Consider the following 14781-nt stretch of genomic DNA (forward strand, 5'->3'; position numbering starts at 1 on the left):
ATGGACTGGCGTGACAAGGCTGCCTGCCTCACCGCAGACCCCGAGCTCTTCTTCCCCGTCGGGAACACCGGGCCCGCCGTCGACCAGATCGAGAAGGCCAAGTCGGTCTGTGCGCGTTGCACGGTCACCGAGATGTGCCTGCAGTACGCACTCGAGAACAACCAGGACTCGGGTGTCTGGGGTGGTCTCAGCGAGGACGAGCGTCGTGCGCTGAAGCGTCGCGCCGCCCGCGCTCGCCGCGCGTCCTGACCCCGGTCGTCTGACACCACGACGCCCGTCGTCCCCTCGGGGGCGGCGGGCGTCGTCGTGCGCGCGGTGCGGCAGCGACCGGAGGAACCAGGTTCCGGACACGACACCGTGGATCTCCGTGGTGCTGTGTCCGGAACCTGGTTCCGGCGGTGCAGAGACTAGGCGGCGGGGGCGGTCAGCCAGCGGAACGGGATGGTGATCGTCACCTCGGTGCCGCTGCCCGTCAGGGTGTGCCAGTCGATGGTGCCGCCGAGCTCGCCCTGGATGAGCGTTCGGACGATCTGGGTGCCGAGGCCCGAGCCGACCTTGCCCTCGGGGAGCCCCACGCCGTTGTCGCGGACCTCGATCTCCAGGTGGTCGTCGAAGCGGCGGGCGACGATCTCGACCTCGCCGTCACGGCCGTCCAGCCCGTGCTCGACGGCGTTCGTCACGAGTTCGGTGAGGCCGAGGGCGAGGGGCGTCGCGGCCTCCGACGGCAGCACGCCGAACTCGCCGGTCTTCTTCGGGTGCACGGTGGTGTTGTGCGACGCGGCGACCTCGGTCACGAGCTTGAGCACCGAGTCGAACACCTCGTCGAAGTCCACGGTCTGACTGAGCCCGCTCGACAGGGTGTCGTGCACGACGGCGATGGCCGCGACACGGCGCATGGCGTTCTGGAGCGAGGTCCGCGCCTCGTCCGAGTGCGTGCGACGCGCCTGGATCCGCAGCAGGGACGCCACCGTCTGCAGGTTGTTCTTCACGCGGTGGTGGATCTCGCGGATCGTGGCGTCCTTGGTGATGAGCTCACGCTCCTGGTGCCGCAGCTCGGACACGTCGCGGCAGAGCACGATGGCACCGATGCGCTCACCGTGGTCGCGGAGCGGGATCGAGCGGAGCGACACCGTGACGCCCTTCGACTCGATGTCAGCCCGCCACGGTGCACGGCCGGTGACGACGAGCGGCAGGGACTCGTCGACGTCGAGCTGGGCGCCGATGAGCTCGGTGGTGACCTCGGCGAGGGACTTCCGCTCGAGTTCCCCCTCGAAGCCCATGCGGTTGAACGCGCTCAGGCCGTTCGGGCTCGCGAACGTGACGATGCCGGCGGTGTCGAGGCGCAGCAGGCCGTCGCTGGCACGGGGCGCACCACGACGGGGGCCCGCCGGTGCGCCGAGGTCGGGGAAGTCACCGGTGGCGATCATGCCGAACAGGTCGTTCGCGCTCGCGGTGAAGTTGAGCTCCTGGCGGCTCGGGGTCCGCATCTCGTCCTGGTTGGAGTGCCGGGTGACGACGGCGATCGGTCGCTCGGTCGTCTCGGCGCTCTTCGCGCTCAGGCGGCGGAGCACCGGGATCGCGCGGACACGGGTCGGGGTGTCCTCGTACCAGTCCGGCTCGGCGGAGTCGACGACCCGTGACCCGGCGAAGCTCTCGGTCACCTGGCCGCGCCACTCCTCGCGGATCTCCTGCCCGACGATGTCGCGGTAGAACAGCGTCGCCGCGGAGCTCGGCCGGGCGTGTGCGACGGCCACGAACGAGCCGTCCTCGGCGGTCGGGACCCAGAGCACCATGTCGGCGAAGGACAGGTCGGCGAGGAGCTGCCAGTCCCCCACGAGCAGGTGGAGCCACTCCACGTCTGCTTCCGAGGAACGGCCTTGCGCGAGGACGAGGTCACTGAGGGTCGACACCCAGCCAGTCTAGGTCCGCTGCCTTGTGGAGAACGTCGCCCTCTCCACAGGGCAGACCGGTGTGTATTTCGTATGTCGCACGCCCCATACGCTCGCTCCAACGACGGAAGGGGCAGGGGTGGCAGAGCAGGCACGCCGCATCGATCACGAGACGACGACGGCGCACCCGCCGCCGCTGCGGATCGTCGAACCGGCACCGGAGCCCTCCGTGGCGACCGGTCCCCCGGACCCGGCGACGACCGCACGGGCGCTCGGGCTCTGCGTCGCCGAGGTGCTCACCGGCGCGCGGGAGGTCGACAGCATCGCCCGGTGGATCAGCGACGACGTGCAGCGCCACCTGCAGCAGCGGGCCGCGGTGGCCGCGCACGCCCGGGGCTCCGGTCGGCGGGCACGCGGACGACCGGTGCTCCGGGTCGGTAGCGTCCTCGTCTGCCGCCCCGCGGCGGGCGTCGCCGAGGCGACGGTGGTCGTGCACACGCGCAGTCATGCGCGAGCGGTCGCCATGCGGCTCGAAGAGCGACACGGACGGTGGCAGGCGACCGCGATCGGCGTCCTGTAGCCGGGTGGCCGACGGACGGGAGGCCCGGTGCCAGCTGGCACCGGGCCTCCCGTCCGTCGGCGGTCACGCATGGTGAGCAGGAATGGTCGGGTCCCGACGTGGGACCCGACCATTCCTGCTCACGATGCGCTCGCGCGCGGACGCTAGTTCTTCTTGGCCGCCTGGCGACGCTCGGCGCGGTTGCTCGCCGCGGCCTGACCGGAGGCGGTGGCCGCGTTGCCGAACGCGGAACCCTGCTCCGGCTCGGCGGCCGCTTCGGCCTCGGCCTGGGCGCGCTGCGCACGAGCGGTCGCGGCCTGCTCGAGGCGACCCTTCTCGTCGCGGACCTCGACCTCGCCGTCGATCGACGGTGCCGAGTACTCGAGGCCGGAGACCTCGTCCTCGCCGAGACCCTTGGCCTCGATCACCGCGTTCTCGCCGTCGGACTGCACCTGGACCTCGAGGTTGAACAGGTAGCCCACGGACTCTTCGCGGATCTGCCCCATCATCGTCTGGAACAGGGCGTAGCCCTCGCGCTGGTACTCGACCAGCGGGTCGCGCTGCGCCATCGCGCGGAGGCCGATGCCGTCCTTCAGGTAGTCCATCTCGTACAGGTGGTCGCGCCAGCGGCGGTCGATCACCGAGAGCACCACGCGACGCTCGAGCTCACGCATCGCCTCGTCGCCGAGGAGCTCCTCGCGCTGCTGGTAGGCCAGCTTGGCGTCGGAGAGGATCTCGCGGGCCAGGAAGTCACGCGACGCCTTGCCCTTCGAGCCGGCCTCGGTGATCACCTCGTCGATGGAGATCGAGATCGGGTAGAGCGTGCCGAGCTCGGTCCACATGGCGTCGAGGTCCCAGTCGTCCGGGGAGCCTTCGCCGGTGTGGCTGTCGATCACGTCGTCGATGACGGCCTTGAGGAACGACTGCGCGCGGTCGTGCAGATCGTCGCCCTCGAGGATGTGGCGGCGGTCGCTGTAGATCGCCTCGCGCTGGCGGTTCAGGACGTCGTCGTACTTCAGGACGTTCTTGCGGATCTCGGCGTTGCGGCCCTCGACCTGCGCCTGGGCGGACCGGATCGCACGGCCGACGAGCTTGTTCTCGATCGCCAGGTCGTCCGGCACGTTCGAGCGGCCCATCAGGCTCTCGGCGGCACCGGAGTTGAACAGGCGCATCAGGTCGTCGGTCAGCGACAGGTAGAAGCGGCTCTCGCCCGGGTCACCCTGGCGGCCGGAACGACCACGCAGCTGGTTGTCGATGCGGCGCGACTCGTGGCGCTCGGTGCCGAGCACGTACAGGCCGCCGACGGCGCGGACCTTGTCGCCCTCTTCCTCGACCTCGGCCTTGACGCGGGCGAACACGTCGTCCCACTCGGCCTCGTACTCGTCGGGGGTCTCGGTCGGCGACAGGCCCTTGGCGTGCATCTCCTGCACGGCGAGGAACTCCGCGTTGCCGCCGAGCATGATGTCGGTACCACGACCGGCCATGTTCGTCGCGACGGTCACGGCGCCGAAGCGACCGGCCTGAGCGACGATCGCGGCTTCACGGGCGTGGTTCTTCGCGTTGAGGACCTCGTGCTTGACGCCCTGCTTGGCGAGGAGCTTCGACAGGTACTCGGACTTCTCGACGCTCGTGGTGCCGACGAGGACGGGCTGGCCCTTCTCGTGGCGCTCCGCGATGTCCTCGGCGACCTGCTCGAACTTCGCCTTCTCGTTCTTGTAGACGAGGTCGGTCTGGTCGATGCGCTGCATCGGCTTGTTCGTCGGGATGGGGACGACGCCGAGCTTGTAGGTCGACATGAACTCGGCCGCCTCGGTCTCGGCGGTACCGGTCATGCCGGAGAGCTTCTGGTAGAGGCGGAAGTAGTTCTGCAGCGTGACGGTGGCGAGGGTCTGGTTCTCGGCCTTGACCTCCACACCTTCCTTCGCCTCGATCGCCTGGTGGATGCCCTCGTTGTAGCGGCGGCCCATCAGGATGCGGCCGGTGTGCTCGTCGACGATGAGCACCTCGCCGTTCATCACGACGTAGTCCTTGTCCTTCTTGAACAGGGCGACGGCCTTGATGGAGTTGTTGAGGAACGAGATGAGCGGGGTGTTCGCCGACTCGTACAGGTTCTCGATGCCGAGGTAGTCCTCGACCTTCTCGATGCCGGGCTCGAGGACACCGACGGTGCGCTTCTTCTCGTCGACCTCGTAGTCCTCGCCCGGGGTGAGGCGCTTGGCGATCGAGGCGAACTCGGTGAACCAGCGGTTGGCCTCGCCCGAGGACGGACCGGAGATGATGAGCGGCGTGCGGGCCTCGTCGATGAGGATCGAGTCGACCTCGTCCACGACGGCGAAGAAGTGGCCGCGCTGCACCATGTCGGAGGCCTGCCACGCCATGTTGTCGCGCAGGTAGTCGAAGCCGAACTCGTTGTTCGTGCCGTACGTGATGTCGGCGGCGTACTGCTCGCGGCGCTCGGCCGGGGTCTGGTTCGCGATGATGCAGCCGGTGGTCATGCCCAGCGCGCGGAAGACGCGGCCCATGATCTCGGACTGGTACGACGCCAGGTAGTCGTTGACCGTGATGACGTGCACGCCGCGCGACGGGATCGCGTTGAGGTACGCGGCGGTCGTCGCGACGAGGGTCTTGCCCTCACCGGTCTTCATCTCGGCGATGTTGCCGAGGTGCAGTGCCGCGCCACCCATGAGCTGCACGTCGAAGTGCCGCATGCCCAGGGTCCGCTTCGCGGCTTCACGCACGGCGGCGAACGCCTCGGGCAGGAGGTCGTCGAGGGTCTCGCCGTTGGCGTACCGCTCGCGCAGCTCCTTGGTCTCGTCGTGGAGTTCCTCGTCGGTGAGGCTCGAGAAGTCGTCCTCGAGGTCGTTGATTGCCGAGGCGTACGCCTTCAGCCGGCGGAGGGTTCGTCCTTCGCCGATGCGGAGGACCTTCTCCAGCACGTTTGCCACGTGAACTCCTTACGAGGTCGTCGCGCGCGACCTGCACGCCCGATCGACCAGTCATGCTAGCAACCCGCGAACGCACGGCGCTGTGAGCGGCGCGGCTGTCGCGGACACGGGTGTGCGCGGCCCGCGAACGGACCGCGCACACGGTGCGGGACCGGAGGTCCCGAGTCGGATCAGGCGATCGCGGCTGCGCGCTCCGCTTCGGCGTCGGTGTCGACCGCGGCCGGCGCCTGGCCTGCGGGCACCTCGTCGATGCCGATCACGCCGTAGTCCCAGCCCTTGCGTCGGTACACGACACTCGGACGGCGGGTCTCGGCGTCGAGGAACAGGTAGAAGTCGTGCCCGACGAGTTCCATGTAGTACAGGGCGTCGTCGACCGTCATCGGGGCGGCCTCGAAGACCTTGTGCCGGATGACGACCGGGCTGTAGACCTCGTTCTCGTCCTCGGCGGCCTCTTGGTCGACGACCGGGACGGCACCGGTCGCGACGTCCTCGATGAGCTTGCCGTCGGCCGGGACGACGCCCATGCCGTCGAACCCGCTGCCGGCGGCCTCGGCGACCGAGGTGGGTCGGTGCCGGCCGTGGTGCACCTTGCGGCGGTCACGCGCCCGACGGAGGCGTTCCATGATCCGCGCGAAGGCGAGGTCGAAGGCGGCGTACTTGTCCGACGCCGCGGACTCGGCCCGTACGAGCGGCCCCGGTCCGATCAGCGTGAGCTCCACGCGGTCCTCGCCCTGGCTGCCGCTCGACTTCTCGTGGTGGCGGCTGATGCGCACCTCGAAGGCGAGGGCGCGGTCGGCGAGCACGTCGATCTTCTCGGACTTCTGTTCGACGTAGGTGCGGAAACGGTCGGTGACCCCGACGTTCCGGCCCGTGATCGTCACGTCCATGTGGCGGCTCCCATCCAGTGTCGGCGCGTCGCCTCCGTCCGGCGACCCGAACGCCTTGTCGCGAGGCTAGACCCGGCGCACCCTCGGCGTCACGGGGAGGCGGCGAGTCCGTCGGACACTCACCGGACACACAGCGGCCACCGGGTGTTCACCGATCATCAGTCGTCGACGCTCGCCACAGCGACGCAGCGCACCACCCGGCCGCCCGCCGCCCGCACCGCGCGCACGCCCTCGGCCATCGTGACGCCCGTCGTCACGACGTCGTCGACGAGCACGACGTCGCGGCCGTCGACACCGGTCGCCCGCAGGGTCCCGACGGTCGCGGCGACGCGTTCCACCGCCGACCGCTCCTTCTGCCCCGGTCCGGATCGCCGTCGTCCGGCAGGGGTCCGACCGAGGCACCCCGCGTACCGGACACCGCCGCGGGCGAGCAGCAGCACCACCGGGTCGAACCCACGGCGTCGGGCACCCGCGCGGGACGGCGGCACCCGGAGCACCACGGTGCCGTCCGGGGCCGCGGCGAGCGCCGCGCGGACGAGGGCACCGAAGCGGACGCCGAGCGGAGGGGCGACGTCGACCCGGCCCCGGAGCTTGAGTTCGAGCACCAGGGTGCGGACCAGCCCCTCGTACTCGAAGGCCGCGTCGAGCCGGACGCCGGCGACCAGCCGGACCCGCCGGGGCCGTGCGTCGAGCGCCGCGCGGCACGGTGGGCAGAGCGCGCGGTCCGGGCGGCCGCAACCCAGGCAGGCGACGGGCAGGAAGATCCCGAGCACGGCGAGCAGGGCGTCACGCCACGGGGTGGGGGCGTCGTCAGGGGGCATGCCCACGACTGTGGTGGTGACCGGACGACGGCGGTGGGCCGGTGTGCCGGACGGTGGACGGGCCTCCAGGCCGGCTGGGGTGTGGAGGACAGTGGCGTCAGCGCTGGACGCCGAGCACGTCGGCGGTGACGCCCGTCGAGTCCCAGCCGCCCCCGGTGGACTGCAGGACGTCGCCGCTCGACATCCGGAGCAGCAGCGCGCCGCCGCTGCCGCCGCTGATCGCGGTGGCGCGCCCGTCGGGCTTCGGCAGGGTGCTCGACTTGCCGCCGATGGTGGTGCGGACGATGTTCGGACCGGTCGGCGTCTGCCCGACCGAGGCGACGTCGGTGTCGTTCACCCACGTGGCGTCGACCGCGGTGCCGCTGGCGGCCTGCACCCGGACCGGGGCACCGAACGAGGTCGGTGACCGGTCGGAACCGCGGATGATCGCCATCACGTACAGGCCGGGGCCGTCCGCGGTCTCGATGAGCGCGAGGGCCCTGGTGGAGTCGCGGGACACCTGGAACGACACGAGGTCGCCGCGCGGCAGGGTGGTGCGCACCTGGTGGGGGTCGCCGCCGAGGCCGTACGCGGTGATGTGACGGGTGTCGGACTGCTGCCCCACCCAGACGAAGCCGAGGTCGTCGACGGCGGGGGCGACGAGGCCCTCGCGGGCGTCGACGCGCAGGCGGTCCTTACCACGCACGACGACGACGCCGTCCCGGTTGCCGACGGCGGCGGTGGTGCCGGACGCCGACAGGGCGATCGAGGTCGGGTCGAGGCCGGCGATCGCGGCCCCGACGCCGCTGCCGAGTTCGGCGACCTTGCCGGTGCCCGAGGCGGCGTAGCCGACGACGCCGTCCTCGTCGACCAGGGGTCGGGGGTCGACGTCGGGGTTCTGCTGGGCGTCCGCTCCCCCGGAGTCCGGCACCGACAGCGTCGCGCCCTCGATCGTCATCGACACCGACGAGATGGTGGCGACCGAGGCGAGGGACTTGCTGAGCTGTTCGCGCATCCGGACCTTGTCGACCGTGCTCGCACGCAGGGCGTCGCTCGACAGGTCGACCAGGGCGGTGCCGCTGTCGATCGTCACCGCGTTGAGGGACAGCTGTGTGCCCTCCGGGAACGACGAGACGACGGCGCCCTTCAACCAGTCGGCGGGGCCGGCGAGCAGGGCGCTGGCGATGCGGGTGCTGGTGGAGGACCGAGCGAGGAACCAGCGCTGGTCGGGCACCAGGAAGCGGTAGGTCGGGTCGTAGAAGTACAGGGCGTGCGCCTGGAACACCGACTCGAAGCTGACCGGCGACAGGATGATGCCGTCCGGGGCGTAGGCGATGCGCCACTCGCCGTCTTCGCGGACGAACTGGAACGTCAGCGTCGACGAGGTCGGGCGGACCGCCTGGGTGTACTCCCCGTCGGAGTCGACCGTGGCACTGGCCGTCATCGTGTAGGTGAGCTCGCGGTCGTCGGCGCGCTCGACGGTGCCGCTGCCGTCCCGGATCGTGACGCCCTGCCGGGGGTTCCACCGCTGGGCGAAGTCGGCGGCCAGGAACTGCCGGGCGATCGCGTAGTTGTCCTGGGCGCCGGTGGCGGCGGCGATGAACCCACGGAGGATCGCCGTCTGGTCGGACCCGGTGATCGGCTTGTCCGGCCGGAAGTCGACGCCCGAGAGCGACTCGTCCTTGATCGTCTGCCCGGTGCGCACGGCACCGTCGGTCGGGATGGCCGCGCAGGCGGTGACCGCGAGCAGGCTGACCGCGGCGAGCGCGACGGCGAGGACGTGGCGGATCCGGTGGCGCATCAGGACTCCTCTCGCACGGCGCGGGGGCCGTCGTACGACTCGTCGAGCTCGGGCAGCGGGATGGCCGAGGTGGCGGTGGTGCCCTGCTCGTTGCGGGGCAGGGTGAGCACGAACGTCGATCCCGCGCCCGGTCGGGACCACACGTCGATGCGCCCGCCGTGGAGCTTCGCGTCGCCGAGGCTGATCGCGAGGCCGAGGCCGGTGCCGCCGATGGTGCGCTTGCGGCTCGGGTCGGCCCGCCAGAAGCGGTCGAACACCCGTGCGGCGTCCTCCGGCGGCATGCCGACGCCCTGGTCGCGGACGGCGATGGCGACGGTGCGTGCGTCGCTGTCGACGACGACCTGCACGGGCTTCGCGTCGCCGTGCTCGATGGCGTTGCCGACGAGGTTGCGCAGGATCCGTCGGACCCGCTTGGCGTCGAGCCGCATCGTGGTGTGGCCGCCGGGGGTCGCGAGCTGCAGGTCGATGCCGGCGCGTTCGGCCAGCGGGCGGAACTCCTCGACGATGTCCGCGGCGAGGGAGGCCGGCACGACGGGTGCGGTGTCGAGCTGCACGGCCTGGGCGTCGTACCGGGAGATCTCGAGCAGGTCGGCGAGGAGCATCTCGAAGCGCTCCACCTGGGCGTGCAGGAGCTCGGCGGACCGGCCGACCGACGGTTCGAACGCGTGCCGGGAGTCGTAGAGCATGTCGCCGGCGAGCCGGATCGTGGTGAGCGGGGTCCGGAGCTCGTGCGACACGTCGGAGACGAACCGCTGCTGCACGCGGGAGAGCTCGGCGAGCTGGGTGATCTGGCGGCTGACCGCCTCGGCCATCCCGTTGAAGCTCCGTGCCAGGGTCGCCAGGTCGTCCTGGCCGCGCACCGGGATGCGCTCGTCGAGGCGACCCGCGGCGATCTTCCGGCTCGTCTCGGCGGCACCGCGGATCGGCACGACGACGAGCCGGACGACGAGCGAGGTGACCAGGGCGATGAGCACCATGAGCGCCACACCGCCGATCGAGAGTGTCTGGGAGACGAAGTCCAGGGTCTGCTGCGCGTCGGAGAGGTCGTAGACCAGGTACAGCTCGTACTGGCCGGCGCTCGGGATCTGCAGCGTGGAGCCGACGGCGAGGCCCGGCACCCGGCGCCCGTCGTCGTCGAGTTCGACGGGCTGCAGGCTGAGCCGACCGGTGTTCTGCGCGACCTCCTTGCGCAGGGCGTCGGTGATCACCGCGTCCGGGAAGTCCTGGCTGGCGATGGTCTGCAGCGTCTGCGGGGTGGACTGGTCCGGGCTCCGCTCGATGGCGATGCTCGTGCCGCCCGGACTCGTCGTGTTCGACAGGATCGCCTGCTGCGCCTCGTTCTGCAGGGTCTCGAGCTCGGACTGGTTGTTGTCCTCGGCCGCCGTCGCCGCGTCGAAGATCCCCTGGGCGACGATGGTGGCCCGTGCGGACTCGGACTCGATCTGGTCGCGGCGCTGCGAGTAGACGTTCGTCGAGATGCTCACCATGACCGCGGTGCCGATGATCCCCACCGCGAGCCCGGTCGTCATCACGGTGATGGCGACCGAGCGGAACATGAGCGAGCGCCGCCACAGGTAGGCGATCGGACGCCAGGCGCGTCGGAGCCAGCGCCGCATCCGGCGACGGCTGCGGTCGACGACGCCGATCGAGACGGTGGTGCTGTCGGACCCACCGGCACCGGCGCCGGTGGCCCGGCCGGCGCCGCCGACCCGGCCGGAGCGTGCCGAGCCCGGCGGGCGCGTCGAGGGCGGCACGGTGCTCAGGCTCCTCCGGCGCGGTACCCGACGCCGCGGACCGTGGTGACGGTCTTCGGGTTGTCCGGGTCGTGCTCGATCTTCGCGCGGAGCCGCTGCACGTGCACGTTCACCAGGCGGGTGTCCGCCTTGTAGTGGTAGCCCCAGACCTGCTCGAGCAGCATCTCGCGGGTGAACACCTGGTTCGGCTTCTCGGCGAGCGCCCGGAGCAGGTCGAACTCGAGCGGCGTGAGCGCGATCACGGTGTCACCGCGGCGCACCTCGTGCCCGGCGACGTCGACCGTGACGTCGCCGACGTGCAGCACGGTGGCGTCGGACGCGCTCGGCCGCAGGCGGGTCCGGATGCGCGCGACGAGCTCCTTCGGGTTGAAGGGCTTCACGACGTAGTCGTCGGCACCGTTCTCGAGCCCGAGGACGACGTCGGCGGTGTCGCTCTTCGCCGTGAGCATGATGATCGGCGTGCCGCTCTCGGCACGGATGCGCTTGCACACCTCGATGCCGTCGATGCCGGGCAGCATGACGTCGAGCAGGACGAGGTCCGGCTTGGTGGCGTGGAACGCGTCGACGGCGTCGTTGCCGTCGGCGCTGAACTCGGGTTCGTACCCCTCGGAGCGGAGCACGATGCCGATCATCTCGGAGAGGGCCTGGTCGTCGTCGACGACGAGGATGCGCGGTGTCATGTGATCTGGACTCCGGGTGGCGTGCGGGTGCCGTGGTCGGCACGTGTCCCCACACGATAGCCGAGGCCCCGCCGCGCCGGGTTTTCCGCCAGGATGGGGGTGGACCGTGCATCGCTGGCTCGGTCCGACACGACGAGGGGGCTGGAGTCATGTCCGATTGGCACACACCGGGCGGTGGGCAGCAGGGTGCGCCGACGCCGACGCCGCCGGCGTCCGGACCGGCGCAGGGACCAGGACCCCGGCCTGGAGGCCCGTCCCGCTTCTCCGTGCCGCCGCAGCCCGCCCCGGGGCCGGGTCCGGGGCGACCGGGCGGTCCGTCCGGTGGCTCACGTCCGGTGATCCCGCTGCGCCCGCTCGGTCTCGGTGACATCCTGGCCGGGGCGTTCACGGTCTTCCGCCGGAACGCCCGCGTGCTGCTGCTCTGGAGCGTGCTGCTGAGCGGTGTGCTCGGCCTGCTCTCGACGCTTGCCAGCACCTTCGGGCAGCAGGCGTTGCAGTCGCGGATGTTCTCGGCCCTCGACGGCGGCAGCGGTGCCGACTCGGTGGTCGCGGGCACGCTGACGCTCACGGCACTGCTCTCGGTCGTGCTGCCGTTCCTCGCCTACCTCGGTCGCGGGTTCCTGGTGGCGCCGGTCGCCGCGGACACCGGGCAGCGGGTGCTCGGCCGTCGCGCCACGTTCCGGGGGCTGTGGGCGCTGCTCGCCGGCCGCCGGTGGTCCGTCGTCGCGTGGATGCTCGTGCAGATCGGGGCCGGCGTGGTCCTCGCGATCCTGGCCGGACTCGTGTTCTTCGGGGTGTTCGCGGCCATGGGCGCCGCCGACTCCGGCACCGGGTGGTTCGTGCTGGTGCTCGTGCTGTTCGTGCTCGGCATCGGTGTCGTCGTCGTGTGGCTCGCCACGCGCTTCGTGCTCACCGTCCCGACCATCGCGCTCGAGGGCCGGCCGGTCTTCGCCGCAGCCGCACAGTCGTGGCGCCTGACCCGCGGGGCCTTCTGGCGGACCTTCGGCATCCTGCTGCTCGTCCAGCTCATGTTCGGGTTCGCGGCGTCCATCGCGTCGATCCCGCTCACCATCGGCGCCGTGCTCGTCGGGGGCACGTTCGACCCGCTCGGGCAGACGGGTGGCACGTCAGGAGCCGGCACCGGTGCGGTCATCGCCATCGTCGTCGGCAGCCTGCTCGCGATCGCGGTGCAGTGCATCACCGACGTGCTGAGCGCCTCGATCACCACGTTCCTCGCCATCGACCGGCGGATCCGCACCGAGGCCCTCGACCAGCGGATCGCGTCGCACCTGGACTCCGGGCAGCCGACCGACCCGTTCGCCCCGTCCGAGCCCGTCGCACGCCCGCCGTGGCCGCCGCAGCAGCAGTGGGGTGGCCAGCAGTGGCAGGCGCAGCAGCAGCAGCAGTGGCCGGGGCAGCAGCAGTGGCAGCCCGGTCAGCAGCAGCAACCGTGGCAGCCCGGCCAGCAGCAACAGCCGCAGCAGCAACCGTGGCAGCCCGGCCAGCAGCAACAGCCGCAGCAGCAACCGTGGCAGCAGGGTCCGGGCCAGGCGCCGCCGAACGGCTCCGCGTGACGGCGGTCGACCCGGACGAGGCACGTCGCCTGCTCGAGCGCGAGCTCGAACGGTCCGCCTACGACGGTGCCCGGCCGACGTGGTGGGACCGTGCCTCGCGCTCCTTCCTCGACTGGCTCGGGTCGCTCCGCGCCGACGGCATCGACTCCCCCGCTGCGGCCCGCATCGCGCTGGTGATCGCGATCGTGGTGCTCGTCGCGGTCGTCGTGCTCGTCGTCGTCGCCCGGGGACTCCCCCGTCGGCGCGCCCGGGCCGGTGACGGTGACACCGGCGGGGTGTTCGACGCCGACGACCTGCGCTCCGCCCGGGAACTCCTCGAAGCGGCCCAGGCCGCCGTCCGTCGCGCCGACTGGTCGGCAGCGGTGCTCGACGGGTTCCGCGCGATCGCCAGGGGGCTCGGCGAACGCGACCTGGTGCCCGACGTGCCCGGAGCCACCGCGCGGACGATCGCCACGCGGGGTGCCGTGCCGTTCCCCGCGTCGGCCGGAGCACTCGACGCGGCAGCGACCACCTTCGACGCGGTCCGGTACCTCGGTGCCGAGGCCGACGAAGCCGCGGCCCTGCGCGTGCTCGACACCGAGCGGACCGTCCGGCAGGCCCGGCCCGCCCGGGCCGAGGGACCGGTGGTGCCGGCATGACGACCGACACCGCCACACGGACGAGCGCCGGACCGACTCCTGCTCGGGCTCCGGCTCCTGCTCCGGCCGAGGGACGCCGGTTCCGCATCGGGTTCTGGGTCGCGATCGTCCTGGTCGGCGTCCTGCTCGCCGCGCTGACCGCCGTCGTGCAGGGCACCGACCCGGACGCACCGCGCGCACTCGACCCGACCTCGACGACGGCCAGTGGTTCGGCCGCGCTCGTCCGGGTGCTCGAGCAGCGGGGCACCGCGGTCGCCGTCACCGACACCGTCGACGGCGTCGGCGGGATCGACGGCGGCACGGTGTTCATCGACGACTCCGACGGGGCGCTCGACCCCGCTGTCGCGGAACGCATCGCCCGCACGGCCCGGCACGTCGTGGTCGTCGGGACGAGCGGCGCAGGCCTCGACGCGCTGCTCGGGTTCCCGGTCGACCCGCCCGCCGAGATCGACGGTGACGCCACCGTCTCGACGGCCTCGTGCGGGATCCCGGCGGCGGCCTCGGCAGCGCGGGTGACGACCGCCGGCTCCGGGTACACCGTGCAGGACGCGACCGCCGAGCGGTGTGCGCCGACCGGCGAGGGCGCCTCCCGGGTCTGGGGCCTCGTGCGCACCACGACCCCGGGCGGTGACGTCACCCTGCTCGGCACGACCTCGGCGTTCCGGAACGACACGATCGCCACCGCCGGGAACGCCGCGCTCGCCCTCGGGCTGCTCGGCGCCGACGAGCGACTCGTCTGGTACACCCCGGCCGTCGGCACCCCCGACGCCGCACCGACCCTCGGCGAGCTCGCACCGCCGTGGGTCCCGAGCGCCCTCGCACTGCTCGCCCTCGTCGCCGTCGCGGCCGGCGTCTGGCGCGGCCGACGGCTCGGCCCGCTCGTCGTCGAGCGGTTGCCCGTCGTCGTCCGTGCTGCGGAGACCACCGAGGGGCGCGCCCGGATGTACGCCCGCACCCGTGACCGCACCCACGCCCTCGACACCCTGCGCGTCGCCGCCGTCCGCCGCATCGGCCGGATGCTCGGACTTCCCCGATCGGCACACGTCGACGAGGTCGTCCGGACCGCGGCCCAGGCCACCGGCATCCCGCACACCCGTGTCGGCGCCGTGCTCGTCGGTGGGACCACCGACGACGACCGTGCGCTCGTCGACGGCACCGCCGCGCTCGACGACCTCGAACGCGCCGTCCGCCGGGCGACCTCCGGTGACAGACCGACCTCCGACCCCGACCGACCAGGAGCACGACCGTGACCGA

12 protein-coding genes are annotated in these 14781 nt (G+C 71.9%); 5 read left to right on the forward strand and 7 right to left on the reverse strand.

Annotated elements, in window-relative coordinates:
* Positions 1-249 carry a WhiB family transcriptional regulator gene (locus HP445_RS08245; RefSeq protein ID WP_017888820.1) on the forward strand — a complete coding sequence of 83 codons (249 nt, stop codon included), beginning with the start codon at positions 1-3 and terminating at the stop codon, positions 247-249.
* 158 nt (positions 250-407) lie between these two features.
* Here HP445_RS08245 and HP445_RS08250 read toward each other — a convergent pair whose 3' ends face one another.
* Positions 408-1910: a sensor histidine kinase gene (locus HP445_RS08250; protein ID WP_110865382.1), complete on the reverse strand. Its 1503-nt coding sequence runs from the start codon at positions 1908-1910 to the stop codon at positions 408-410.
* A 118-nt stretch (positions 1911-2028) separates the two neighbouring features.
* Here HP445_RS08250 and HP445_RS08255 point away from each other — a divergent pair, with 118 nt between their 5' ends.
* Entirely contained in the window at positions 2029-2469 is a 441-nt protein-coding gene (locus HP445_RS08255) for an Rv3235 family protein (RefSeq protein ID WP_128780670.1), read from the forward strand.
* 143 nt (positions 2470-2612) lie between these two features.
* Here HP445_RS08255 and secA read toward each other — a convergent pair whose 3' ends face one another.
* From secA to mtrA, 6 genes are all read right to left on the reverse strand, one after another.
* Positions 2613-5393, reverse strand: a complete 2781-nt coding sequence (secA, locus tag HP445_RS08260; RefSeq protein ID WP_111024364.1) for a preprotein translocase subunit SecA — start codon at positions 5391-5393, stop codon at positions 2613-2615.
* Between the two features lie 170 nt (positions 5394-5563).
* Positions 5564-6280, reverse strand: coding sequence for a ribosome hibernation-promoting factor, HPF/YfiA family (hpf, locus tag HP445_RS08265; RefSeq protein WP_128780669.1), 717 nt, complete (start codon positions 6278-6280; stop codon positions 5564-5566).
* Between the two features lie 158 nt (positions 6281-6438).
* Positions 6439-7101, reverse strand: coding sequence for a ComF family protein (locus HP445_RS08270; protein WP_128780668.1), 663 nt, complete (start codon positions 7099-7101; stop codon positions 6439-6441).
* A 97-nt stretch (positions 7102-7198) separates the two neighbouring features.
* The gene (locus HP445_RS08275; protein ID WP_128780667.1) at positions 7199-8881 is read right to left on the reverse strand and encodes an LpqB family beta-propeller domain-containing protein; all 1683 of its coding nucleotides are present in this window, start codon (positions 8879-8881) and stop codon (positions 7199-7201) included.
* Entirely contained in the window at positions 8881-10635 is a 1755-nt protein-coding gene (gene mtrB, locus HP445_RS08280; RefSeq protein ID WP_241660414.1) for an MtrAB system histidine kinase MtrB, read from the reverse strand. The genes HP445_RS08275 and mtrB overlap by 1 nt, the downstream gene beginning before the upstream one ends.
* Positions 10636-10640: 5 nt before the next feature.
* Positions 10641-11315 (reverse strand): MtrAB system response regulator MtrA, encoded by a 675-nt coding sequence (gene mtrA, locus HP445_RS08285; RefSeq protein ID WP_017888813.1) that lies wholly within the window; start codon positions 11313-11315, stop codon positions 10641-10643.
* Positions 11316-11650: 335 nt separating this feature from the next.
* On the opposite strand from mtrA, the gene HP445_RS08290 reads away from it, so the two are divergent.
* The 3 genes from HP445_RS08290 to HP445_RS08300 are packed head-to-tail and all read left to right on the forward strand — an operon-like array spanning position 11651 to position 14777.
* Positions 11651-12889 (forward strand): glycerophosphoryl diester phosphodiesterase membrane domain-containing protein, encoded by a 1239-nt coding sequence (locus HP445_RS08290; RefSeq protein WP_164941185.1) that lies wholly within the window; start codon positions 11651-11653, stop codon positions 12887-12889.
* Positions 12844-13527 (forward strand): DUF4129 domain-containing protein, encoded by a 684-nt coding sequence (locus tag HP445_RS08295; protein ID WP_128780665.1) that lies wholly within the window; start codon positions 12844-12846, stop codon positions 13525-13527. Before HP445_RS08290 ends, HP445_RS08295 begins: the two co-directional genes overlap by 46 nt.
* Positions 13524-14777 carry a DUF4350 domain-containing protein gene (locus HP445_RS08300; RefSeq protein WP_128780664.1) on the forward strand — a complete coding sequence of 418 codons (1254 nt, stop codon included), beginning with the start codon at positions 13524-13526 and terminating at the stop codon, positions 14775-14777. The genes HP445_RS08295 and HP445_RS08300 overlap by 4 nt, the downstream gene beginning before the upstream one ends.
* The last annotated feature ends 4 nt before the right edge of the window (positions 14778-14781 follow it).

Origin of the sequence: Curtobacterium flaccumfaciens (assembly GCF_013359815.1) — a bacterium.
GTDB classification, from domain to species: Bacteria; Actinomycetota; Actinomycetes; order Actinomycetales; family Microbacteriaceae; genus Curtobacterium; species Curtobacterium flaccumfaciens.

What these genes read in the sequence shown, in the direction of transcription:
- HP445_RS08245 (WP_017888820.1), top strand. Translation starts at nt 1, where the DNA reads ATGGACTGGCGTGACAAGGCTGCCTGCCTCACCGCAGACCCCGAGCTC.
- hpf (WP_128780669.1), bottom strand. Translation starts at nt 6,280, where the DNA reads ATGGACGTGACGATCACGGGCCGGAACGTCGGGGTCACCGACCGTTTC.
- HP445_RS08270 (WP_128780668.1), bottom strand. Translation starts at nt 7,101, where the DNA reads ATGCCCCCTGACGACGCCCCCACCCCGTGGCGTGACGCCCTGCTCGCC.
- HP445_RS08275 (WP_128780667.1), bottom strand. Translation starts at nt 8,881, where the DNA reads ATGCGCCACCGGATCCGCCACGTCCTCGCCGTCGCGCTCGCCGCGGTC.
- mtrA (WP_017888813.1), bottom strand. Translation starts at nt 11,315, where the DNA reads ATGACACCGCGCATCCTCGTCGTCGACGACGACCAGGCCCTCTCCGAG.
- HP445_RS08300 (WP_128780664.1), top strand. Translation starts at nt 13,524, where the DNA reads ATGACGACCGACACCGCCACACGGACGAGCGCCGGACCGACTCCTGCT.